The organism is Piscinibacter sp. PDB1-1 (genome assembly GCF_056675995.1).
The window spans coordinates 1,638,686-1,660,872 of the sequence record NZ_JBWVZJ010000001.1 but is presented as its reverse complement, the minus strand read 5'-3'; the positions used below and the strand labels follow the sequence as shown (position 1 = coordinate 1,660,872).

20 protein-coding genes, 2 tRNA genes and 2 rRNA genes are annotated in these 22,187 nt (G+C 62.6%); 19 read left to right on the top strand and 5 right to left on the bottom strand.

The genetic code is table 11. The features are described from left to right. The first annotated feature begins 267 nt into the window (after nucleotides 1-267). The 10 genes from AC1KAR_RS07670 to AC1KAR_RS07625 are packed head-to-tail and all read left to right on the top strand — an operon-like array spanning nucleotide 268 to nucleotide 8,556. Nucleotides 268-696, top strand: coding sequence for a CopD family protein (locus tag AC1KAR_RS07670; protein ID WP_480316128.1), 429 nt, complete (start codon nucleotides 268-270; stop codon nucleotides 694-696). 20 nt (nucleotides 697-716) lie between these two features. Further along, nucleotides 717-1,886, top strand: coding sequence for a VanZ family protein (locus tag AC1KAR_RS07665; protein WP_480316126.1), 1,170 nt, complete (start codon nucleotides 717-719; stop codon nucleotides 1,884-1,886). An 8-nt stretch (nucleotides 1,887-1,894) separates the two neighbouring features. Further along, nucleotides 1,895-2,221, top strand: coding sequence for a (2Fe-2S) ferredoxin domain-containing protein (locus tag AC1KAR_RS07660; protein WP_480316124.1), 327 nt, complete (start codon nucleotides 1,895-1,897; stop codon nucleotides 2,219-2,221). Next, on the top strand, nucleotides 2,218-2,829 hold the full coding sequence (locus AC1KAR_RS07655; protein ID WP_480316122.1) for an alpha/beta hydrolase: 612 nt from the start codon (nucleotides 2,218-2,220) through the stop codon (nucleotides 2,827-2,829). The genes AC1KAR_RS07660 and AC1KAR_RS07655 overlap by 4 nt, the downstream gene beginning before the upstream one ends. 44 nt (nucleotides 2,830-2,873) lie before the next feature. Then, nucleotides 2,874-4,058 carry a D-alanyl-D-alanine carboxypeptidase family protein gene (locus AC1KAR_RS07650; protein WP_480316120.1) on the top strand — a complete coding sequence of 395 codons (1,185 nt, stop codon included), beginning with the start codon at nucleotides 2,874-2,876 and terminating at the stop codon, nucleotides 4,056-4,058. 46 nt (nucleotides 4,059-4,104) lie between these two features. Beyond that, nucleotides 4,105-5,031, top strand: coding sequence for a D-amino acid aminotransferase (locus AC1KAR_RS07645; RefSeq protein ID WP_480316118.1), 927 nt, complete (start codon nucleotides 4,105-4,107; stop codon nucleotides 5,029-5,031). Between the two features lie 19 nt (nucleotides 5,032-5,050). Then, on the top strand, nucleotides 5,051-5,326 hold the full coding sequence (locus tag AC1KAR_RS07640; protein ID WP_480316116.1) for a YbeD family protein: 276 nt from the start codon (nucleotides 5,051-5,053) through the stop codon (nucleotides 5,324-5,326). 17 nt (nucleotides 5,327-5,343) lie between these two features. Continuing rightward, nucleotides 5,344-5,991, top strand: coding sequence for a lipoyl(octanoyl) transferase LipB (gene lipB, locus AC1KAR_RS07635; RefSeq protein ID WP_480317795.1), 648 nt, complete (start codon nucleotides 5,344-5,346; stop codon nucleotides 5,989-5,991). A gap of 14 nt (nucleotides 5,992-6,005) precedes the next feature. Then, the gene (gene lipA, locus AC1KAR_RS07630) at nucleotides 6,006-6,998 is read left to right on the top strand and encodes a lipoyl synthase (RefSeq protein ID WP_480316114.1); all 993 of its coding nucleotides are present in this window, start codon (nucleotides 6,006-6,008) and stop codon (nucleotides 6,996-6,998) included. Then, nucleotides 6,973-8,556 carry a phospholipase D-like domain-containing protein gene (locus AC1KAR_RS07625; RefSeq protein ID WP_480316112.1) on the top strand — a complete coding sequence of 528 codons (1,584 nt, stop codon included), beginning with the start codon at nucleotides 6,973-6,975 and terminating at the stop codon, nucleotides 8,554-8,556. The genes lipA and AC1KAR_RS07625 overlap by 26 nt, the downstream gene beginning before the upstream one ends. Nucleotides 8,557-8,562: 6 nt before the next feature. Here AC1KAR_RS07625 and AC1KAR_RS07620 read toward each other — a convergent pair whose 3' ends face one another. Next, on the bottom strand, nucleotides 8,563-8,901 hold the full coding sequence (locus AC1KAR_RS07620) for a TlpA disulfide reductase family protein (RefSeq protein ID WP_480316110.1): 339 nt from the start codon (nucleotides 8,899-8,901) through the stop codon (nucleotides 8,563-8,565). A 175-nt stretch (nucleotides 8,902-9,076) separates the two neighbouring features. Between AC1KAR_RS07620 and AC1KAR_RS07615 the strand changes: the two genes are divergently transcribed. After that, entirely contained in the window at nucleotides 9,077-9,763 is a 687-nt protein-coding gene (locus AC1KAR_RS07615) for a DUF4197 domain-containing protein (protein WP_480316108.1), read from the top strand. Between the two features lie 30 nt (nucleotides 9,764-9,793). Here AC1KAR_RS07615 and AC1KAR_RS07610 read toward each other — a convergent pair whose 3' ends face one another. The 3 genes from AC1KAR_RS07610 to AC1KAR_RS07600 all read right to left on the bottom strand — a co-directional run bounded on the left by AC1KAR_RS07610 (nucleotide 9,794) and on the right by AC1KAR_RS07600 (nucleotide 12,618). After that, entirely contained in the window at nucleotides 9,794-10,942 is a 1,149-nt protein-coding gene (locus AC1KAR_RS07610) for a hypothetical protein (protein ID WP_480316106.1), read from the bottom strand. Between the two features lie 170 nt (nucleotides 10,943-11,112). Continuing rightward, the gene (locus tag AC1KAR_RS07605; RefSeq protein WP_480316104.1) at nucleotides 11,113-12,375 is read right to left on the bottom strand and encodes a CaiB/BaiF CoA transferase family protein; all 1,263 of its coding nucleotides are present in this window, start codon (nucleotides 12,373-12,375) and stop codon (nucleotides 11,113-11,115) included. A gap of 75 nt (nucleotides 12,376-12,450) precedes the next feature. Then, a complete protein-coding gene (locus AC1KAR_RS07600) occupies nucleotides 12,451-12,618 on the bottom strand; it encodes a hypothetical protein (protein WP_480316102.1) in 168 nt (55 codons plus the stop codon). On the opposite strand from AC1KAR_RS07600, the gene AC1KAR_RS07595 reads away from it, so the two are divergent. From AC1KAR_RS07595 to AC1KAR_RS07585, 3 genes are all read left to right on the top strand, one after another. Further along, a complete protein-coding gene (locus AC1KAR_RS07595) occupies nucleotides 12,617-12,970 on the top strand; it encodes a hypothetical protein (protein WP_480316100.1) in 354 nt (117 codons plus the stop codon). The genes AC1KAR_RS07600 and AC1KAR_RS07595 overlap by 2 nt on opposite strands. Before the next feature lie 155 nt (nucleotides 12,971-13,125). Next, entirely contained in the window at nucleotides 13,126-13,575 is a 450-nt protein-coding gene (locus AC1KAR_RS07590) for a PTS sugar transporter subunit IIA (RefSeq protein WP_480316098.1), read from the top strand. Then, nucleotides 13,544-13,813 carry an HPr family phosphocarrier protein gene (locus tag AC1KAR_RS07585; protein ID WP_480316096.1) on the top strand — a complete coding sequence of 90 codons (270 nt, stop codon included), beginning with the start codon at nucleotides 13,544-13,546 and terminating at the stop codon, nucleotides 13,811-13,813. The genes AC1KAR_RS07590 and AC1KAR_RS07585 overlap by 32 nt, the downstream gene beginning before the upstream one ends. 12 nt (nucleotides 13,814-13,825) lie before the next feature. Here the strand turns inward: AC1KAR_RS07585 and AC1KAR_RS07580 are convergent, their stop codons facing one another. After that, nucleotides 13,826-14,671 carry a GNAT family N-acetyltransferase gene (locus AC1KAR_RS07580; RefSeq protein WP_480316094.1) on the bottom strand — a complete coding sequence of 282 codons (846 nt, stop codon included), beginning with the start codon at nucleotides 14,669-14,671 and terminating at the stop codon, nucleotides 13,826-13,828. Between the two features lie 136 nt (nucleotides 14,672-14,807). Between AC1KAR_RS07580 and ptsP the strand changes: the two genes are divergently transcribed. From ptsP to AC1KAR_RS07555, 5 genes are all read left to right on the top strand, one after another. Continuing rightward, nucleotides 14,808-16,568: a phosphoenolpyruvate--protein phosphotransferase gene (ptsP, locus tag AC1KAR_RS07575; RefSeq protein WP_480316092.1), complete on the top strand. Its 1,761-nt coding sequence runs from the start codon at nucleotides 14,808-14,810 to the stop codon at nucleotides 16,566-16,568. A gap of 576 nt (nucleotides 16,569-17,144) precedes the next feature. Further along, a 16S ribosomal RNA gene (locus AC1KAR_RS07570) occupies nucleotides 17,145-18,675 on the top strand. Nucleotides 18,676-18,814: 139 nt separating this feature from the next. Then, nucleotides 18,815-18,891: transfer RNA gene (locus tag AC1KAR_RS07565), tRNA-Ile, on the top strand. An 8-nt stretch (nucleotides 18,892-18,899) separates the two neighbouring features. Next, nucleotides 18,900-18,975 (top strand) — tRNA-Ala (locus tag AC1KAR_RS07560). Between the two features lie 264 nt (nucleotides 18,976-19,239). After that, nucleotides 19,240-22,116: ribosomal RNA gene (locus AC1KAR_RS07555) — 23S ribosomal RNA — on the top strand. Together the 16S and 23S rRNA genes with 2 tRNA genes alongside form the textbook arrangement of a ribosomal RNA operon. Nucleotides 22,117-22,187 lie beyond the last annotated feature (71 nt).

The following is a 22,187-nucleotide window of genomic DNA, read 5'->3' as shown; positions in this document are numbered from 1 at the left end:
GGTGATGAACAGCGGTTGATGGTCAACGCGCGCAGTCGCGACAGAGTTGGCAACTGCGTGTTTTTCCGTAGGTGGCGAGGCTTGCTCGTGTCCCGGGGTCATCTGCTAAAGTTGACGACGGATGATAGCTGCAAGGCTGTTGTCCCCTGCTTTTCCTCCCTGAGCAGGAGCCTTGCCGTGATGACAGCGATAAGGCTTTCCAGCCCCGGCTTGTTGGCCGGGGCTTTTTTCTTGGGGCGTGTCGCACTCACAACATAATCAGGCCGCATGAGCAGCTTGTATTTGTGGGTCAAGGCCTTTCACATCGTCTTCGTGGCCAGCTGGTTTGCTGGCCTCTTCTATCTGCCGCGCCTGTTCGTCAACCTGGCGACGGTGCCCGCGGACAGCCACGCCGAGCGCGAGCGCCTGTTGCTGATGGCGCGCAAGCTCTATCGCTTCACGAGTCTCTTGATGGTGCCGGCACTGCTTCTCGGTCTGTGGCTCTGGCTCGGATTCGGCGTCAAGGGCGGGTGGCTGCATGCCAAGCTCTTCCTGGTGGTGCTCGTGCTGGGTTACCACCACGCCTGCCGGTCGCTGCTGCGCAAGTTCGAGACCTTCAGCAACACGCGCAGCGAGCGCTGGTTCCGCGTGTTCAACGAATCGTCGGTGCTGTTGTTTGCGCTGATCGTGGTGCTGGTGGTGGTCAAGCCCTTCTGAGCGGCGATGGCTGACCAGCAATGAGCCCGTCGCACCCGCACACATCGGCGGAGCCCGGCGGGCACGACGCTGCCCCGCCCCAAAGGCACCGCAGCTCCGCCGCGCCGTTGGCGGCGCTCTATGCCGTGCTGATCGTCTACGCCAGCCTGTCGCCTTTCACGGGCTGGAAGATGCCGGCTGTGCCGCTGCTGGGCCTGGGGCACATGCCGTGGCGCCCGTGGTGGACGGGTTTCGACCTCATCTCCAACCTGCTCGGCTACATGCCCTTTGGCGCCTTGCTGTTCGGTGCCCAGGTTCGCAGCGGGCGTGCGATTGGCGTGTCAGTGTTGACGACCGTGCTCGCGGGCGCGGCACTTTCGGCCTCGATGGAAAGCCTGCAGAACTGGCTGCCGCAACGCGTGCCGTCGCTGGCGGATTGGCTGCTCAACACCGCCGGCACGGTGCTCGGCTTGCTGGTGGCGCTGGCGGTGCAGGCGCTTGGCGGTGTGGCGCGCTGGCAGGTGCTGCGCGACCGGTGGTTCATCAACCGCAGCGCGGGCGGGATCGCGTTGTTGTTGCTATGGCCGGTGGGTTTGCTGTTCCCGGCGCCGGTGCCATTTGGGCTGGGCCAGGTGCTGCTGCCGCTGCAAGAGGCCGCAGTGGCGGCGCTCGAGGGGACGCCCTGGTCGGGTTGGGTCGAGGATTGGGTCTATGCCCGCGAATCGCTTTCTCCGCTGTCGCGTGGCGCTGAGTCGCTGGCGATCGCGTTCGGCTTTCTGGCCCCTTCGTTCGTGGCCTTCGCGATTTTGCGCAGCAGCCGCTGGCGGATCGCGCACGTGCCAGCGTCCCTCGTGATCGGTTTGGGCGCCACGACGCTGTCGACCGCGCTCAACTTCGGGCCGCAGCACGCTCTGGCGTGGCTCACGCCGGCGGTGGTGCCAGCGCTCATCCTGGGCAGCGCGCTGGCTTTCGGGCTGGCGCTGCTGCCGCGGCGCGGCGCGGCGGCGCTGGGGCTGGTGGGCCTGACGGTGCTGGTCGCCTTGGTCGTGCAGGCGCCCACGGATCCGTATTACGCGGAAAGCCTGCAGTCGTGGGAGCAGGGGCGCTTCATTCGCTTTCATGGTGCGGCGCAGTGGGTGGGTTGGCTGTGGCCTTACGCGGCGCTCATGTACCTGCTGATGCGCGTGACGGCGCGGGACGACGCTTCGTAAAATCCGGCATGAGCTATTTCCAGCGCCACATCTTTTTCTGCCTCAACCAGCGCGACAACGGCGAAGCCAGTTGTGCCGATCACGATGCACAGGCGGCCTTCGATCATTGCAAGGCACGCGCCAAGACCGAGAAGCTCAACGGACCAGGTGGCGTACGCGTCAACAAGGCCGGCTGCATGGATCGCTGCGCCGGTGGCCCGGTGGCGGTGGTCTACCCCGAGGCCGTCTGGTACACCTTCGTCGACAAGGACGACATCGACGAGATCGTCGAGTCGCACCTGAAGAATGGTGTGGTGGTGGAGCGCTTGCTGCTGCCTGACTCTGTCGGTCGATGAACGCCCAGACTCGGCGCGTGCTCATCGCCGGATCGGCAGGCGCGATCGAATGCGCAATCGATGAACCCGCCCACACGCCCCGAGGCGTGGCGGTGGTCTGCCATCCGCACCCGTTGCATGGCGGCACCATGGACAACAAGGTGGCGCAGACGCTTGCCCGCGCGTTTGTGCAGATGGGCTATCGCGCGGTGCGATTTAACTTTCGCGGGGTCGGCGGCTCCGAAGGTGCGCATGACGAAGGCCGCGGCGAGACCGACGACACGCTGGCCGTGATCGCCGCTCACCGCGACCCGGCCCTGCCGTTTCGCTTGGCCGGCTTCTCCTTCGGGGGCTATGTGGCGTGTGAAGCCGCGCACCGCCTGCCTGAGGACGACAAGCCCGAAGGCCTGGTGCTGGTCGGCCCCTCGACGCAGAAGCAGACCGTATCGCCCGCGCCACCGGGCACGCTCGTCATCCATGGCGAGGCCGACGACGTTGTTCCCTTGTCGGCCACCCTCGACTGGGCTCGGCCTCAATCGCTGCCGGTTGTCGTGATTCCCGGCGCCGGGCATTTTTTTCATGGGCAGCTGACCCTGCTCAAGAACCTTGTGGTGCGCTTCGGGTCATAAGCCCGGGCGCTCTGCAAGCCCTCACATCCTTCCAGATCCAACCAATGAAAAGACTCCTCGCACTCGTCGCCATGACGCTGGCCGCCGCCACGTCCGCCTTCGCCCAGATGCCGATGCCGCCCGAAGTGGCAGCCCGCAGCTACGTCCTGATCGACCTCAGCACCGGGCAGACGCTCGCCGAGCGCGAGGCTGATATTCAGGCCGACCCCGCCTCGCTGACCAAGCTGATGACGGCCTACATCACGTTCGTGGCCCTGCGCGAGAAGAAGCTCACGCTGGACCAGACCCTGCCGGTCTCGGTGCGGGCATGGGCCGAGCGCAAGGGCGGCGGCTCGCTCATGTTCATCGAGCCGCGCATGACGCCCAAGGTCTCTGATCTGCTGCGTGGCGTGATCGTCAACTCGGGCAACGACGCCTCGGTGGCGCTGGCCGAAGGTGTGGGCGGCACGCTCGACAACTTCGTGGCCATGATGAACCGCCAGGCCCAGGCCTGGGGCCTCAAGAACACCTCGTTCAAGAACGTCACCGGGCTCACCGAGCCGGGCCACAAGAGCAGCGCGCGTGATGTGGCGGTGATTGCAAGCCACATCGTTGCCGACTTCCCCGAGTACTACCCGCTGTACTCGATCAAGAAGTACCGCTACGAAGGCTCGCCTGCCGCCAATGAGAACAACCGCAACGTGCTGCTCGTGCGCGACCCGAGCGTGGACGGCATGAAGACCGGCTACACCGAAGCTGCGGGCTACTGCATGGTGGTGTCGGCTCAGCGCGACTTCCCCAACCTGGCGCCCAACGGCACCGGCGGCGGCAAGCGCCGCCTGCTCAGCGTCGTGATGGGCACGGCGTCGATGGAAGCGCGCGCCAACGAAAGCCAGAAGCTCCTGAACTGGGGCTTCCAGGCCTTCGATGCGGTGCGCCTGTTCGAGGCCGACAAGGCCATCGCCACGGTGCCGGTGTGGAAGGGCGCCGCCAAGGAGGCCCAGCTCGGCACGGGGGCGCCGGTGTTCCTGAGCGTGCCCAAGGGCGACGCATCGAAGCTGCAGACCAAGGTCGAGCGCACCGACCCGCTGGTCGCCCCGCTAGCCAAGGACCAGCGCGTGGGCACGCTCAAGGTCACCACGCCCTCGGGTACGGTGATTGCCGAGCGCCCCTTGGTGGTGTTGCAGGCGGTGGAGCAGGCCGGCATCTTTGGCCGTGCATGGGATTCCATTCGCCTGTGGATCAAGTAATCTCGTCCCCTTGTTCCTGGTTGTCCCGACACGTTGAGGAGGCGCCATGGTCGTCGCCGATCCTGACAGGCTCGAAACTGCACGCGGGGATGCACGCGCAGATGCACTCTCAGATGCGCTGTGTTACCTGAACGGTGACTTCGTCGCCTTGCGCGACGCCCGCGTGTCGGTGCTCGACCGGGGCTTCATGTTCGGCGACGGCATCTACGAGGCGTTTCCGGTCTATGGCGGGCGCATCTTCAGGTTCGACGACCACATGGCGCGCCTGAGCCGCAGCCTGGCCAAGGTTCGCATCGTGAACCCGATGACCGAGGCACAGTGGCTCGCGCTGTGCCGCAAGCTGATCGCCGCGCATCCGGCCGACGACCAGGCGGTGTACATCCAGGTGACGCGCGGCGTGGCGCCGCGCAACCATGTGATGCCCACCGACATCGAACCCACCGTCTTCATCATGACGGGCGCGCTCGCCGCGCCCAGTGCCGAGCAACGCCACCAGGGCGTGGCCTGCGTTACGGCGCGCGATTTCCGGTGGGAGCGTGGCGACATCAAGTCGACCTCGCTGCTCGGCAACGTGCTGGCGCGGCAACTGTCGGCCGATCACGACGCGATCGAGACCATCCTGCTGCGCGACGGCTACCTGACCGAAGGCTCGTCCAGCAACGTGTGGGTGGTGCACGAGGGTGCGCTCCTCGGGCCGCCCAAGAGCGAACACGTGCTCGAAGGCGTTCGCTACGAGTTGATACGCGAGTTGTGCGAAGAGGTGGGCATCGCCTACAACCTGCGGCCGGTGCCCGAGGCCGACGTGCTGGCTGCCGACGAGATCATGCTCAGCTCCGCATCGAAAGAAGTGCTGCCCGTGACCGTGCTCGACGGCGAGGCCGTGGGCCACGGCGCCTTGCGCGGCAAGCCCGGCCCGGTCTACGCGAGGCTGCACGAGGCCTACCAGCGGGCCAAGCTCACCCAATCCATCTAGCCGTCTTCTCCATAGAGCCATGCCAGAGATCCCGCCAGACCAATCGCTGATCGAGTACCCGTCGAAGTTCCCCATCAAGGTGATGGGCTCGAACGTGGACGGCTTCGTGCACGCCGTGACCCAGGTGGCCGAACAGTTCGACCCTGAGTTCGACGCCTCGACGGTGGAGCTGCGCCCGAGCAGCAGCGGCAACTACATGGGCGTGACGATTACCGTCACCGCCACCAGCCGCGAGCAGCTCGACGAGCTCTACCGCACGCTGTCGACCCACCCGATGGTCAAGGTGGTGCTCTGAGCGGTCCCACCGTGCAGGTGCTCGGCCGGGTGCCTTATGTCGAGACGGTCGAGCGCATGCGCGCGTTCACCGAGGAGCGCACTGCAGAAACACCCGACGAGATCTGGCTGTGCGAGCACGATCCTGTCTTCACCCAGGGCATTGCCGGCAAGCCCGAACATGTGCTGGCTGACCGGGGCATCCCGCTGGTGCCGACCAATCGCGGCGGCCAGGTCACGTACCACGGGCCCGGGCAGGTGGTGGCATATCCGTTGATCGATCTGCGCCGCCTCGGCATCTACGTGAAGGAATACGTCTACCGCCTGGAGCACTGCATCGTGAAGACGCTCGAGCACTACGGCGTGACTGGCCACCGGGTCGCTGGCGCGCCCGGCATCTACGTCAATCTGGCCGATCCGTTCGGGCATGCTGCGATGACCGGGCCGCGCGCCGATCCGTTCGACGGCCTCGGCAAGATTGCCGCCCTCGGCATCAAAGTGAGCAGACACTGCAGCTATCACGGCGTTGCGCTCAACGTGGCCATGGATTTGGGACCCTTCGAAGACATCAATCCTTGCGGCTACGCGGGGCTGAAAACAGTCGATCTCGCTACACTGGGCGTTTCTGCAGAGTGGGCCGACGCGGCCCGACAGCTGGGCGACCGCCTGGCAATGCACCTGCGCTGAGAAAGTCACCCACCATGTCGACCGAGAACGTCGTCCACCAAGCCCAGGAGCCGGCGTCGTACGACGCCACGGCCAAGCAGAAGGCGCAGGCCAAGACGGCGCGCATCCCGATCAAAATCGTTCCCGCCGAGCAGCTCAAGAAGCCGGATTGGATCCGCGTCAAGGCCGGTACGCAAAACAGCCGCTTCTACGAGATCAAGCAGATCCTGCGCGAGCACAAGCTGCACACGGTCTGTGAAGAGGCCTCATGCCCCAACATCGGTGAGTGCTTCGGCGGCGGCACGGCCACCTTCATGATCATGGGCGACAAGTGCACCCGCCGCTGCCCGTTCTGCGATGTCGGCCACGGCCGGCCTGACCCGCTGGACGTCCACGAGCCAGAGAACCTTGCCAAGACGATCGCGGCGCTCAAACTCAAGTACGTGGTGATCACCAGCGTCGACCGCGACGATCTGCGCGATGGCGGCGCGGGCCACTTCGTGGAGTGCATCCGCAAGGTGCGCGAGCTCTCTCCGCAGACGCGCATCGAGATCCTCACGCCGGATTTCCGTGGTCGCATGGACCGTGCGCTGGAAATACTGAAGGCCGCGCCGCCCGACGTGATGAACCACAACCTGGAAACGGCCCCGCGCCTGTACAAAGAGGCGCGCCCCGGTTCCGACTACGCCTACTCGCTCAACCTGCTCAAGCGCTTCAAGGAGTTCGCGCCCCACGTGCCAACCAAGAGCGGCCTGATGGTCGGCCTGGGCGAGACCGACGAAGAGATCCTGCAGGTGATGCGTGACATGCGCGAGCACGGCATCGACATGCTCACCATCGGCCAGTACCTCTCACCAAGCGGCCACCACCTGCCGGTGCGCCGCTACGTGCACCCCGACACCTTCAAGATGTTCGAGGCTGAGGCGCACAAGATGGGCTTCACCCATGCTGCCGTGGGTGCCATGGTGCGAAGCAGCTACCACGCCGACCAGCAGGCCGCCCATGCGGGTGTCGGCGCCGTCGCTTGATCCATTCGTCACGCCGGGCCGCCGCTGGGTGGGCGCCGGCCTCGCGGCGCTGGCTGTGGCGCTGAGCGGCTGCGGCAGCCTGCCGCAGCTGGCCGACCGCCCGGCGTCCACCGCTCTCACCGACACGGCCGACACTCGGCTGGGCCGGGCTGTGGCCCCCGAGGCGGCAGCCCATCGTGGCCTGACCGGTATCTTCCCGCTACAGAATGCGCGCGATGCCTTCGCCGCACGGGTTCTGCTGGCGCGCGCCGCCGAACGCAGCCTCGACGTGCAGTACTACATCTGGCGCAACGATCTGTCGGGCGGGCTGCTCTTCGATGCCCTGTTCGAAGCGGCGGAGCGTGGCGTGCGCGTGCGCCTGCTGCTCGACGACGCCAACACCTCGGGCCTGGACCCCACGCTGGCCGCGCTCGATGCGCACCCCAACATCGAAGTGCGCCTCTTCAACCCCTTCGTCAACCGAGGTTCGCGGGCGCTGGGCTACGTCGGTGACTTCTCGCGCCTGAACAGGCGCATGCACAACAAGTCATTCACCGCCGACAACCAGGTCACCATCGTCGGCGGCCGCAATGTAGGCGACGAATACTTCGGTGCCGGCGAAGGCGTGGGTTTCGTCGATCTCGATGTCGCCGCCGCCGGGCCGGTGGTGGCCGATGTGTCGAACAGGTTCGATGCCTACTGGGCGAGCGACTCGGCCTATCCGTTCGACCGCATCGGGCCGCGCGCCGATGCCGAGGCGCTGGCCGGGTTTGGCGCCGCCGCCGCCGGGCGCGCCGCCGCGCCAGAGGCGGTTGTCTATACCGACGCGGTCCGCCAGAGTTTGCTCGCGCGCATGCTGGAGCAGCAACGCGTGGCCATGCAGTGGTCGAGCGCCCATCTGGTGAGCGACGACCCCGCCAAGGCGCTCGACAAGGCATCGGCCGAGGGCTTGCTGATCACGCAATTGCGAGAGGTTCTGGGCGAACCGCAGCGCGGGGTCGATCTGGTGTCGCCTTACTTCGTGCCGGGGCAGTTGGTGGTCGATGCCTTCTCGCAGATGGCGCGGCGGGGCGTGAAGGTCCGCATCCTCACCAACTCGCTCGAAGCCAACGACGTGGCACCCGTCCATGCCGGATACGCCAAATGGCGCAGGCCGCTGCTGCAGGCCGGCGTGAAGATCTATGAGTTGCGCCGCCGGCCCGGCGCGCCCCCGCCGAACAAGGGGGGCGGCGTGGCGGGCAGCTCGGCGGCGAGCCTGCACGCCAAGACCTTCGCTGTCGATGGCAGCCGGGTCTTCGTCGGTTCGTTCAACTTCGACCCGCGCTCGGCGCTGCTCAACACCGAACTCGGCATGGTTGTGGACAGCCCGACCCTGGCGCGCGCGCTGTCCTCGGCCTTCGATGACGCCATCCCGGCGGCTGCCTACGAGGTCGGTCTTTCGCCCGACGGTGACAGCCTCGTCTGGACCGAGCGAGACGGAGCGCAAACCCGGCAGTACACCAGCGAGCCGGGCGTGGGTGCCTTCAAGCGCGCCTGGGTCGGTTTCCTTTCGCTGCTGCCCATCGACTGGATGCTTTAGGGCTGATCAGGTCTCGCTGAGCAGTGTCTCGAGCTGCGCATTCAGCGCATCGAAGTCCAGTTCGCCGACATATCGCCGGACGATCTCGCCGCGCTTGTTGATGAGCAGCGTGGTGGGCGTTGCCGCCACGCCGCCAAAGCTGTCTGCGACATCGCCGGTGTTGTCGATCACGAGCGAGAACGGGAGCCGGCGCGATTCACTGAAATTCACTGCCGCGGCGGGCGGGTCGTATCGCATCGCCACTGCCAGAGTTTCGAGGCCCCGCGCACTGAAACGACGGTGCGTGGCAGCGAGTTGTGGCATCTCTTTCACGCACACCGCGCACGTGGTGGCCCAGAAGTTCACCAGCACCACCTTGCCCCGCAGCGGACAACCGCGCAGGCGTGCCGTCGAGCCGCGTATAGGCCACGTCGGGCGCGTTCGAGGAATGCCCATGAAAGCAGAGGGCTGCTGTGGCGCCAATTGCCAAGACGAACAGCCCGACGGCAAGATGCGGAGTCAATTTCAACGGAGTGCTTTCATGCAGCGCAGAAAGTTTACGTCGGCCCTGGTGTCGGTCGCTGGCCTGGGTGTCATGTCCAACGTGCAGGCCGCCGGCATCTCCGAGACTGACGCCGCAAGCGGCATTCGCGTGGCCCTGGAAAAGGGCGCCGTGGCGGCCGTGAACATGCTGGGCAAGCCCGATGGCTTTCTCGGCAACCCGAAGGTCCGCATTCCTTTGCCCGGTGCCTTGAACGACGCGGCCGGCCTGCTCAAGGCCACCGGACAACAAAAGCGCGTCGAAGAACTCGAAGTGGCCATGAATCGCGCGGCTGAACAGGCCGTCCCCGAGGCGCAGGTGCTGCTCGTCAACGCGGTCAAGGACATGAGCGTGGAAGACGCGAAGCAGGTCATCAGCGGGGGTGACAACTCGGTCACCAACTTCTTCGCGACCAAGACCCGGGCGCCGCTGGCCGAGAAGTTCTTGCCCATCGTCACCAAGGCCACTGAAAAGGTCGCGCTCGTGGACAAGTACAACGCCGTCGCCGGCAAGGCGGCTGGCTTTGGCCTGATCAAGCAGCAGGACGCGAACGTCTCCTCCTACGTGACGGAGAAGACCCTCGACGGCTTGTTCCTCATGATCGGCGAGGAAGAAAAGAAGATCCGCGCCAACCCGGCCGCGGCCGGCAGCGCCATCGTGCAAAAGGTGTTCGGCAGCCTGAAGTAGTCGCGCTGAGGTCGTCGCGCCGAACTGTCGTCAGACGGTCTTCGCCAGCTCGAACATAAGCGCTGACGGAAGCGACGCGAGGATCGCGTCGCGCCCGACGCGGGCGATGTTCGAGCCACCGAAGCCGGAGATCTCGAAGGTGCTGCCTTCTTCGATGATCTCGATGAAGGCCACCTCGGCGCCACCGGTGTCGACCTCGCTGCGCAGCTGGTTGAAGCGGTCGCCGCGCAGCACCGACTCGATCACGATCGCGTGCGGTAGCCCGCCGCGGCAGAACTCGCGGGCTTCGTCCACCGAATTCACGAAATCCACGATCAGGCCCATGTTGCGGATCGCGTCGCGTATCTGCACCCGCACGTCGCGGCGCGAGGCCACCACGAGCACCTGGCTGCCCGACAGGGGCTTGTTCTGCAGCGAGGGCGAGAAGCCCTGGTCGAGTTCGATGGCGCTCACGCCTTCGAGTTCGTTGCTCACGGTGCGCGGGAACTCCAGCGTCATCAGCACATCGGCGCCCTCGGTCTTGCGCTCGATCGGCAGGCCCATGGTCCACGCGGTTTGCTGAAGCAGTCGCCAACTCATCGAATCGAGGCGGGCCTGCAGGGCGTCTTCGGCGGTCGCATCCACGGCCTGGTCGGCCGGGCGGTAGCTGAACTTCGCGATCACGCGCGCGTGGGCGGGCCAGGTCTTGATGTCCACACGGAACTCGATGCTCGATTGCGCCAGTTCCATGGCCCAGCTCAGCGCGGTGTTGAGCAAGCTGAACAGCAGCGAGGCGTCCACGATCACTTCGGCCGGGCGAAGCACCTGCCGGACGTGAATGTTGCGCGCCTTGATCTCGCGCACGCGCTGAGTGAGCACATCCTTCAGGGTGTCAGTGAGTGGCAGTCGCTCCGGCGTTTGCCGAAGTTGGCCGGAGGCGAGCCGGGCGATCTGCTGGCCTGACATGCTGATCTGGCGGGCGCGCTGGATCTCATCGCCCAGCGCTCGCAAGCTCGACCGATCGATGCGGCCGGTGGTGGCGAGGATCTGCACGCGATCGAGGGCGGCCGTCAGCGGCCCGGCGATCTCGGCGCTCAATTCGCCCATGACGTCGCGCCAGTGCTCAGGCGCCCCCAGCATCACGGCTTCGGCGGTTGGGTCCGACGAGGCTGGAGCACGGTTCAGTTCGGTCATGTCCATGGAAGAGCGCCTTGATGTGTCTCGCGACGTGCCAAATGTTGCACGCCGTAAGTGTCACAGCAGATCGGCCTCTCGCGGCAGAGGGTAGCTGCCATTTCCCCCGTAGGTGGGGGGCACTTGGCACCGAGCTTGCGCGCCGCGGGTACCGGGGCATCCGCCTGCTGAATGGCTCAGATCACGCCGCGCGCACGGAGGCCGTCGATCTCGGCCGATGTCCAGCCGAACTCTTCGAGTACCTCACGTGTGTGTTCGCCCAGCAGCGGTGGCGGGCGGCGGTACTGCACCGGGGTCTGCGAGAACTTCATGGGGCTGGCGACCAGCCGAAGGTCGTCGGCCAGCGGGTGAGGCATGGCCACTGTCATGCCGCGCGATTGAACGTGCGGGTCGGCGAACACTTCGTCCAGTTTGTTGATGGCACCGCAGGGCACCTTGGCGGCCTCGAGCGCGCTCAACCAATCCTGCTTCGTGCGTGTCTTGAAAACCTCCGCCAGCTGCGGCACGAGCGCGTCTCGATGGCGCACGCGGTCGGCGTTCCTGATGAAGCGGGTGTCCTGGGCCAGGTCGGGGCGCCCGGCCACCTCGCAGAACTTGGCGTATTGGCTGTCGTTACCCACGGCCAGGATCAGGTGCCCGTCGGCCGTTTCGAACACTTGGTAGGGCACGATGTTCTGGTGGGCGTTGCCTACGCGTCGCGGCGCGGTGCCGGTGGTGAGGTAGTTCGCGCCCAGGTTGGCCAGCATCGCGACCTGGGTGTCGAGCAGCGCCATGTCGATAGCCTGGCCCTCGCCGGTGGCATCGCGGTGGCGCAGCGCGGCCAGGATCGCCACGGTGGCATACATGCCCGTGAAGAGGTCGGCGACCGCCACGCCCACCTTCTGCGGCCCGCCGCCCGGCAGGTCGTCACGTTCGCCCGTCACACTCATGAGGCCGCCCATGCCCTGCACGGCGTAGTCGTAGCCCGCGCGCTCCCGGTAGGGGCCGGTCTGGCCGAAGCCCGTCACCGAGCAGTAGACGAGCCTAGGCTGCTCGGCGCGCAGGCTGGCCCCATCCAGACCGTAGCGCGCCATGTCGCCGACCTTGAAGTTCTCGATGAACACATCGCAATCGCGCACCAGGCGGCGGATCAGGTCCTGGCCTTCCGGCTGGGCGATGTCGACGGTGATGGAGCGCTTGTTTCGATTGGTGCCCAGGTAGTACGCTGCCTCGGCGGTGTCGTGGCCGTCGCGGTCCTTGAGGAACGGCGGGCCCCAGCCGCGGGTATCGTCGCCACCGCTGCCGTTTCTCATCGGGCGCTCGATCTTGATCACGTCGGCGCCGAGGTCAGCCAGTGTCTGCGTGCACCAGGGGCCGGCCAGCACGCGGGAGAGGTCGAGAACCCGGATCCCGCTCAGGGGCTGAGGTGTCAGGCTGGGTGTGGGGGTGTGTGCGCTCATCTGGCCGATTGTGTCCTCCAGCGGCTCCGATAATCGCCCGATGCTGAGTCGTCTAGCCCGGGGCCGACGTGCCCTTCAGAGTGTGCCCACGGTGGCGTTGTTGGTGGGCGTGTTGAGCGCCTGCACTCCAACGCTCGACTGGCGCGAGGTTCGGCCCGAGTCGAGCGGGGTGATGCTGCTGTTCCCGTGCAAGCCGAGCACCGAACACCGCACGCTGGCCTTGGCCGGGGCTCCGGTTCGCATGCACATGCTCGTGTGCCGCGCAGGCACTGCGACCTGGGCGCTGTCCTACGCCGACATGTCCGACCCGGCGCGCATGGCGCCCGCGATCGAGGCGCTACGCGCGGCGGCCCTTGCCAACATCGAGGGTCGCGCCGAAACGCTCGGGCCCTGGGTCGTAAAAGGGATGACGCCCAACCCCCTGGCGCAGCGGGTGCGCGTCCAGGGGCGCATGCCCGGCGGCGAAGCGGTGACGCAGGAGATCGGCTTCTTCAGCCGCGGCGCGTGGGTGTATCAGGCGACGGTGATGGGCGGCGGCCTCGACGGCGAGGCAGTTGCCAATTTCTTCGACAACATCGGATGGCCATCGAACTGAAGGGGCGTCGGGCGATGGCGGGCCGAGATGTCAGCCGAAGTGCCTCGCGGCGCGTTGACTTCCGATGTGGGCCCATGTGTGGTTTTTGTGGCGAGTGATGCGGGTGCATCCACCCGTTCGCATGCCTGGCGGGTCGAAGCTCTCATAATTCCTGCATGCCCGGCCTGTTGATCATTGCGCACGCCCCTTTGGCGTCTTCGCTGAAGGCGGTGGCGCAGCACACCTTCCCTGATTGCGGGCGCCGGCTCGAGGCGCTCGATGTGTTGCCCGAAGACTCGGTCGAGGTCATCGAGGGGCGCGCGCGTGCGCTACTCGCACAGGTGGGCGGGCCCGATGCGCTCATATTCACCGATGTCTTCGGCGCGACGCCCTGCAACGTGGCGCAGCGCCTGGCCGACGGAGTCCACGTCAAGGTGATCGCCGGGGTGAACGTACCGATGCTCTGGCGCTCCCTGTGCTATGCCGACGAGTCGCTCGATGCCGTCATCGCGCGCGCCGTGGCGGGTGCCACCCAGGGCGTCATGCAGGTGGCCACCTCGCGGCCGCAGAACCAAGCCTACAAACCTGGCGCCAATGATCAAAACAAGCATCAGCATCAGCAATAAGCTCGGCCTGCACGCGCGCGCTTCGGCCAAGCTCACCAAGCTGGCGAGCAGCTTTCAGTCAGAGGTTTTCATGAGCCGCAACGCGCGCCGCGTCAACGCCAAGAGCATCATGGGCGTGATGATGCTGGCGGCCGGTATCGGTAGCGAAGTCGAGATCGAGACCGAAGGCCCCGATGAGCAGGCCGCGATGGACGCGCTGGTGGCCCTGATCAACGACAAGTTCGGCGAGGGCGAGTGATCGCCCCCGGCCTCACGCGCCGAGAAAGTGTTTGCGGTAGCGGGCCGGCAAGTCGGAAATGCGCATCAGCATGGGCAGGTCGGCCGTGTTGAAGTCCGGGTCCCAGGCGGGAGCGCCCAGCACTTTGGCGCCACAACGCAGGTAACCCTTGATCAGCGCGGGGGCCTCGACCTCCAGGTCTTTCTGTAGATCATCGACCGGCAAGGCCAACCGTGGCATCACCTGCAGTTCGATCGGCGCGAGGTGCGTGCGGCGCAACTGCTCCCACAGGCTCGCAGCGAAATGCCCGCCGTCGCGCATGCTCACGCTGGCGCAGCCCACCATCGTGTCCAGGCGGTTGCGCACCATGAACTCCGCCAGCGCACCCCAGAGCGCCATGATCACGCCGCCCGAGCGCCAGTCCGGATGCACGCACGAACGCCCGAGCTCGACCATGCGCGAACGAAGTGGGCGCAGGCGGGTGAGGTCGAACTCGGTGTCGCTGTAGAGGCCGCCCACCCGCTTGGCCGAATCGGGCGTGAGCACGCGGTATGTGCCGATCACCGGCCCGGGCTCGCTTCCGTTGCCCTGCGCGCGAACCAACAGGTGCTCGCAAAACGGGTCGAACATGTCGATGTCGTGCCCGGGTGGTGATCCCTGCGGCACGCTCAGGCGTGCGCCCATTTCTTCAGCGAAGACCAGGTGCCTTAGCTGCTGCGCCTGCCGAACGTCTCTTTCATCGCGTGCCCAAACCACTTGAAACTCAGCAGCGTGAGGACGGACCGGTGCGGTCGTTGGCTGGCTAGGGTGAAGTGACCTCCGTGGCGTGTCGGCACGCAGCGTGGAGATGGGCATCGTCGGCAGGGGCAGATCCCGCATGGGTTTCTCCTTGAAATCGCATGTCGATCGTCGCCGGCGGCCGTGACGTGAGCGTGAACTCACGATGACGCGGTGGTGACACACGGCCGGGTCGTTCCCCGGGCGGCGCGGAGTGCGCGCTGCTACGATCGTTTGCATGAGCTTTCAGGTCTTCGGCTTGCCGGTTTCACGTGGGGTGGCCATCGGTCGTGCGGTGCTGGTGGCGTCCAGCCGCGTCGACGTGGCCCACTACTTCATCGAGGACAGCCAGGTCGAGGCTGAGATCGATCGCATGCGCACCGCCCGCGATGCCGTGGCCGCGGAACTGACCGCCCTGCAGCGTGACCTGCCAGCCGATGCGCCCGGTGAGTTGTCGGCCCTGCTCGACGTCCACCTGCTGCTCTTGCACGACGAGGCACTGACCGGCGCCACCAAGCAATGGATCCAGGAGCGCCACTACAACGCCGAATGGGCCCTCTCGGCGCAGTTGGAGGTCTTGGCGCGCCAGTTCGACGAAATGGAAGACGACTACCTGCGCGAACGCAAGGCCGACCTGGAGCAGGTGGTCGAGCGTCTGCTGAGGGCCATGAGCCGGGGCGCCGCCTTGCCGACCGAAGCGCCAGCGCCAGGCATCAGCCCGCGCGACTTTGCCGGCGAAGACCCGCTGGTGCTCGTTGCCAACGACATCGCGCCGGCCGACATGCTGCAGTTCAAGCGCAGCATCTTCACCGGGTTCATCACCGACGTTGGCGGGCGCACCTCTCACACAGCGATCGTGGCGCGCAGCATGGACATCCCGGCGGTGGTCGGCGCGCGCGAAGCCAGCCACATCATTCGCCAGGACGATTGGGTCGTCATCGACGGCGACAACGGTGTCGTCGTGGTCGATCCGTCGCCCTTGCTACTAGAGGAGTACCGGTTCCGGCAGCGGCAGAGCGGCCTCGAGCGGGATCGACTGTCTCGGCTGCGGCATACGCCGGCCGTGACTCTCGATGGGGAGCGCGTCGAACTGCACGCCAACATCGAGCTGCCCGGTGACGCTCCAGCGGCTTTGGCAGCCGGCGCGGTCGGGGTGGGCCTGTTCAGAAGCGAGTTCCTCTTCATGAATCGGGGGGGCGAACTGCCTGGCGAGGAGGAGCAGTTCGAGGCCTATCGAGCCGCCGTCGAAGGCATGAATGGCCTGCCGGTCACGATCCGCACCGTAGATATAGGCGCCGACAAGCCGCTGGATCGGCTCTCGGCGACCGAGTTGCGCCATGAGCATGCCCTCAATCCGGCATTGGGCCTGCGGGCCATTCGCTGGAGCCTCTCCGAGCCAGGCATGTTCAGGCAGCAGCTCCGCGCCATCCTGCGTGCAAGCGCGCTCGGCAAGGTACGCATCCTCATTCCGATGGTTGCCCACGTCAGCGAGGTGCGCCTGGCCCTGGAGGCGATCGCACGCGCCAAGCATCAACTCGACGACGCCGGGCGCGCCTATGGAGTGGTCGAGGTGGGCGCCATGATCGAGGTGCCCGCCGCGGCCATCGCGGTCAAGTCGCTCCTGCACCATTTCGACTTTGTGTCCATTGGCACGAACGACTTGATCCAGTACACCCTCGCCATTGACCGCGCCGACGAGGCTGTTGCCCATCTATATGACCCCTGGCATCCGGCGGTCCTTCATTTGGTTGCCCATGCCATCGCCAGCTCACGCGAATCTGGCAAGGCCGTAAGCGTGTGCGGAGAAATGGCCGGCGATCCGGCGTTCACAGAACTCTTGCTGGCGATGGGCCTGCGAAGCTTCTCCATGCACCCATCGCAGATTGCCGCCGTCAAACAGAAGGTGCTGCGGGCAGACACGCGCCGCTTGGCAGCGCAATTGCCGGCAATCCTGGAGCGCGAGGATGCCGAGTTGGCGTGTGCCCAACTCTTTGCATGAAGAGGTGGCTGACTTGGCATGGGCCACCAATTTCTCAGGCCGCTTGCGCACACGAAAAAAAGGGTGCTATAGTCGTTGGCTTCGCTGATTGCAGCAGGCAACGCAAACGCAACGCCGGCAGCAAACAGAGAAAAGAAAAAAAGAGCAGGCAGTTGACGAGTTGATAAAAAACAAGTCATAATCGCAGGCTCTGCTGATCGAAGAAGAAATCGCAAAGCGCGACGACGGATTTGAAAAGCAAAGTAGTCGAGCGGTTGACGAGGTTAATAAAACAAGTCATAATCGCAGGCTCTGCTGATCGAAGAAGAAATCGCAAAGCGCGACGACGGATTTGAAAAGCAAAATAGTCGAGCGGTTGACAAGGTTAATAAAACAAGTCATAATCGCAGGCTCTGCTGAAACAAACAAGTTCAGCAAAACGCAGACGAAAGTTTGCAAGCTCTTTAAAAATTAACAGCCGATAAGTGTGGGCGTTTGAAGGCGAGTGCCAAGAGTCGCAAGACTCAAGGTCTCATGGACCTTAAACGCTCATAGAAGTGAAGTTCACTTCAATTCTTTGAGTAATTTATCAAGATCGAACTGAAGAGTTTGATCCTGGCTCAGATTGAACGCTGGCGGCATGCCTTACACATGCAAGTCGAACGGCAGCACGGGAGCAATCCTGGTGGCGAGTGGCGAACGGGTGAGTAATACATCGGAACGTGCCCAGTAATGGGGGATAGCCCGGCGAAAGCCGGATTAATACCGCATACGACCTACGGGTGAAAGCGGGGGATCGAAAGACCTCGCGTTATTGGAGCGGCCGATGGCAGATTAGCTAGTTGGTGGGGTAAAAGCCTACCAAGGCGACGATCTGTAGCTGGTCTGAGAGGACGACCAGCCACACTGGGACTGAGACACGGCCCAGACTCCTACGGGAGGCAGCAGTGGGGAATTTTGGACAATGGGCGCAAGCCTGATCCAGCCATGCCGCGTGCGGGAAGAAGGCCTTCGGGTTGTAAACCGCTTTTGTCAGGGAAGAAACGCGCTGAGCTAATATCTCGGCGTAATGACGGTACCTGAAGAATAAGCACCGGCTAACTACGTGCCAGCAGCCGCGGTAATACGTAGGGTGCAAGCGTTAATCGGAATTACTGGGCGTAAAGCGTGCGCAGGCGGCTATGCAAGACAGATGTGAAATCCCCGGGCTCAACCTGGGAACTGCATTTGTGACTGCATGGCTAGAGTACGGTAGAGGGGGATGGAATTCCGCGTGTAGCAGTGAAATGCGTAGATATGCGGAGGAACACCGATGGCGAAGGCAATCCCCTGGACCTGTACTGACGCTCATGCACGAAAGCGTGGGGAGCAAACAGGATTAGATACCCTGGTAGTCCACGCCCTAAACGATGTCAACTGGTTGTTGGACGGCTTGCTGTTCAGTAACGAAGCTAACGCGTGAAGTTGACCGCCTGGGGAGTACGGCCGCAAGGTTGAAACTCAAAGGAATTGACGGGGACCCGCACAAGCGGTGGATGATGTGGTTTAATTCGATGCAACGCGAAAAACCTTACCTACCCTTGACATGCCAGGAATCCTGAAGAGATTTAGGAGTGCTCGAAAGAGAGCCTGGACACAGGTGCTGCATGGCCGTCGTCAGCTCGTGTCGTGAGATGTTGGGTTAAGTCCCGCAACGAGCGCAACCCTTATCATTAGTTGCTACGCAAGGGCACTCTAATGAGACTGCCGGTGACAAACCGGAGGAAGGTGGGGATGACGTCAGGTCATCATGGCCCTTATGGGTAGGGCTACACACGTCATACAATGGCCGGTACAGAGGGCTGCCAACCCGCGAGGGGGAGCTAATCTCAGAAAACCGGTCGTAGTCCGGATCGTAGTCTGCAACTCGACTGCGTGAAGTCGGAATCGCTAGTAATCGCGGATCAGCTTGCCGCGGTGAATACGTTCCCGGGTCTTGTACACACCGCCCGTCACACCATGGGAGCGGGTTCTGCCAGAAGTAGTTAGCCTAACCGCAAGGGGGGCGATTACCACGGCAGGGTTCGTGACTGGGGTGAAGTCGTAACAAGGTAGCCGTATCGGAAGGTGCGGCTGGATCACCTCCTTTCTGGAAAATAGCACTCAAGTTTGAGCGCCCACTCTTATCGGCTGTAATTGACAACAGTGTGAAATGTGAGCCGGCCAGATGCGTCAGCGCTAGGCTGATGCATTGCGGCCGACCATCGCGCTTCACAAAGATTCGCGAGGGGTCTGTAGCTCAGTTGGTTAGAGCACCGTCTTGATAAGGCGGGGGTCGTTGGTTCGAGACCAACCAGACCCACCAATTCAATTGGGGGATTAGCTCAGCTGGGAGAGCACCTGCTTTGCAAGCAGGGGGTCGTCGGTTCGATCCCGTCATCCTCCACCAATTCACTTCGAATATATTGTTGACGAAAGGAATGGAAATCCTTTCGTCAGCGATCTAACTGAATCGTCTGTTGTTCTTTAACAATTTGTAGAGTCGAAAATCAGCATTGCTGGCGGAAAGTGCCTCATGGCATACCGTGCCGTCAGCAATATTTGATTGCGTCAACAAAAGTTCAACCTCGTAACGAGATTGAAATTGGCATAACGCGTAATACTCAATATGAGTCCTTGACGATGCCTCGGTCACGAGGTGTCAAAATTATAGGGTCAAGTGACTAAGTGCATGTGGTGGATGCCTTGGCGATTACAGGCGACGAAGGACGTGATAGCCTGCGATAAGCTTCGGGGAGCTGGCAAATTAGCTTTGATCCGGAGATTTCCGAATGGGGAAACCCACCCTTAGGGGTATCGCACAGTGAATACATAGCTGTGCGAGGCGAACCGGGTGAACTGAAACATCTCAGTAGCTCGAGGAATAGACATCAACCGAGATTCCGAAAGTAGTGGCGAGCGAAATCGGAGGAGCCTGCACGTTTTAGCTATCGACTTATCAGAACGGAATGGAAAGTCCGACCACAGTGGGTGATAGTCCCGTATGGAAAAAGTTGGTAGTAGAACTAGGCGTGCGACAAGTAGGGCGGGACACGTGTAATCCTGTCTGAATATGGGGGGACCATCCTCCAAGGCTAAATACTCGTAATCGACCGATAGCGAACTAGTACCGTGAGGGAAAGGCGAAAAGAACCCCGGGAGGGGAGTGAAATAGATCCTGAAACCGCATGCATACAAACAGTCGGAGCCCGCAAGGGTGACGGCGTACCTTTTGTATAATGGGTCAGCGACTTACATTCAGTGGCAAGCTTAACCGAATAGGGAAGGCGTAGAGAAATCGAGTCCGAATAGGGCGTTCAGTCGCTGGGTGTAGACCCGAAACCAAGTGATCTATCCATGGCCAGGATGAAGGTGCCGTAACAGGTACTGGAGGTCCGAACCGACTAGTGTTGCAAAACTAGCGGATGAGCTGTGGATAGGGGTGAAAGGCTAAACAAACTTGGAAATAGCTGGTTCTCTCCGAAAACTATTTAGGTAGTGCCTCAAGTATTACCATCGGGGGTAGAGCACTGTTATGGCTAGGGGGTCATGGCGACTTACCAAACCATTGCAAACTCCGAATACCGATGAGTACAGCTTGGGAGACAGTGCACCGGGTGCTAACGTCCGGACACAAGAGGGAAACAACCCAGACCGCCAGCTAAGGTCCCCAAAATTGGCTAAGTGGGAAACGAAGTGGGAAGGCTAAAACAGTCAGGATGTTGGCTTAGAAGCAGCCATCATTTAAAGAAAGCGTAATAGCTCACTGATCGAGTCGTCCTGCGCGGAAGATGTAACGGGGCTAAGCCAGTTACCGAAGCTGCGGATGTGCAATTTATTGCACGTGGTAGGAGAGCGTTCTGTAGGCCTGTGAAGGTGGCTTGTGAAGGCTGCTGGAGGTATCAGAAGTGCGAATGCTGACATGAGTAGCGTTAAAGGGGGTGAAAAGCCCCCTCGCCGAAAGCGCAAGGTTTCCTACGCAACGTTCATCGGCGTAGGGTGAGTCGGCCCCTAAGGCGAGGCAGAGATGCGTAGCTGATGGGAAACAGGTCAATATTCCTGTACCGATATGTAGTGCGATGTGGGGACGGAGAAGGTTAACTCAGCCGGGTGTTGGATGTCCCGGTTCAAGCGTGTAGTCATACCCTTTAGGCAAATCCGGAGGGTTTAGATGAGGCGTGATAACGAGGAGGCTTGCCTCTGAAGTGAGTGATACCCTGCTTCCAGGAAAAGCCACTAAGCTTCAGCTACATACGACCGTACCGCAAACCGACACTGGTGCGCGAGATGAGTATTCTAAGGCGCTTGAGAGAACTCTGGAGAAGGAACTCGGCAAATTGACACCGTAACTTCGGAAGAAGGTGTGCCTTTAGTAGGTGATCCATTTACTTGGTGAGCCCAATAAGGCCGCAGAGAATCGGTGGCTGCAACTGTTTATTAAAAACACAGCACTCTGCAAAGACGAAAGTCGACGTATAGGGTGTGACTCCTGCCCGGTGCTGGAAGATTAAATGATGGGGTGCAAGCTCTTGACTGAAGTCCCAGTAAACGGCGGCCGTAACTATAACGGTCCTAAGGTAGCGAAATTCCTTGTCGGGTAAGTTCCGACCTGCACGAATGGAGTAATGATGGCCACACTGTCTCCTCCAGAGACTCAGCGAAGTTGAAATGTTTGTGATGATGCAATCTCCCCGCGGAAAGACGGAAAGACCCCATGAACCTTTACTGTAGCTTTACATTGGACTTTGAACAGATCTGTGTAGGATAGGTGGGAGGCTTTGAAGCGGTGCCGCTAGGTGTCGTGGAGCCAACGTTGAAATACCACCCTGGTGTGTTTGAGGTTCTAACCTTGGCCCGTTATCCGGGTTGGGGACAGTGTATGGTGGGCAGTTTGACTGGGGCGGTCTCCTCCCAAAGCGTAACGGAGGAGTTCGAAGGTACGCTAGGCACGGTCGGAAATCGTGCTGATAGTGCATAGGCATAAGCGTGCTTGACTGCGAGACTGACAAGTCGAGCAGGTACGAAAGTAGGACTAAGTGATCCGGTGGTTCTGTATGGAAGGGCCATCGCTCAACGGATAAAAGGTACTCTGGGGATAACAGGCTGATACCGCCCAAGAGTTCATATCGACGGCGGTGTTTGGCACCTCGATGTCGGCTCATCTCATCCTGGGGCTGTAGCCGGTCCCAAGGGTATGGCTGTTCGCCATTTAAAGAGGTACGTGAGCTGGGTTTAAAACGTCGTGAGACAGTTTGGTCCCTATCTTCCGTGGGCGCTGCAAGATTGAGAGAGCCTGCTCCTAGTACGAGAGGACCGGAGTGGACGCACCTCTGGTGTATCGGTTGTCACGCCAGTGGCATCGCCGAGTAGCTATGTGCGGAAGAGATAACCGCTGAAAGCATCTAAGCGGGAAACTCGTCTCAAGATTAGTCTTGCCGGGGCCTTGAGCCCCCTGAAGAGTCGTTCGAGACCAGGACGTTGATAGGCTGGGTGTGGAAGCTGAGTAATCAGTTAAGCTAACCAGTACTAATTGCTCGTGAGGCTTGACCCTATAATTTTGACAGACGTCAGATTGGGTTTGCCAAGTTATGCCGACCTTCTAATATGAAGGTGGCGCAATCA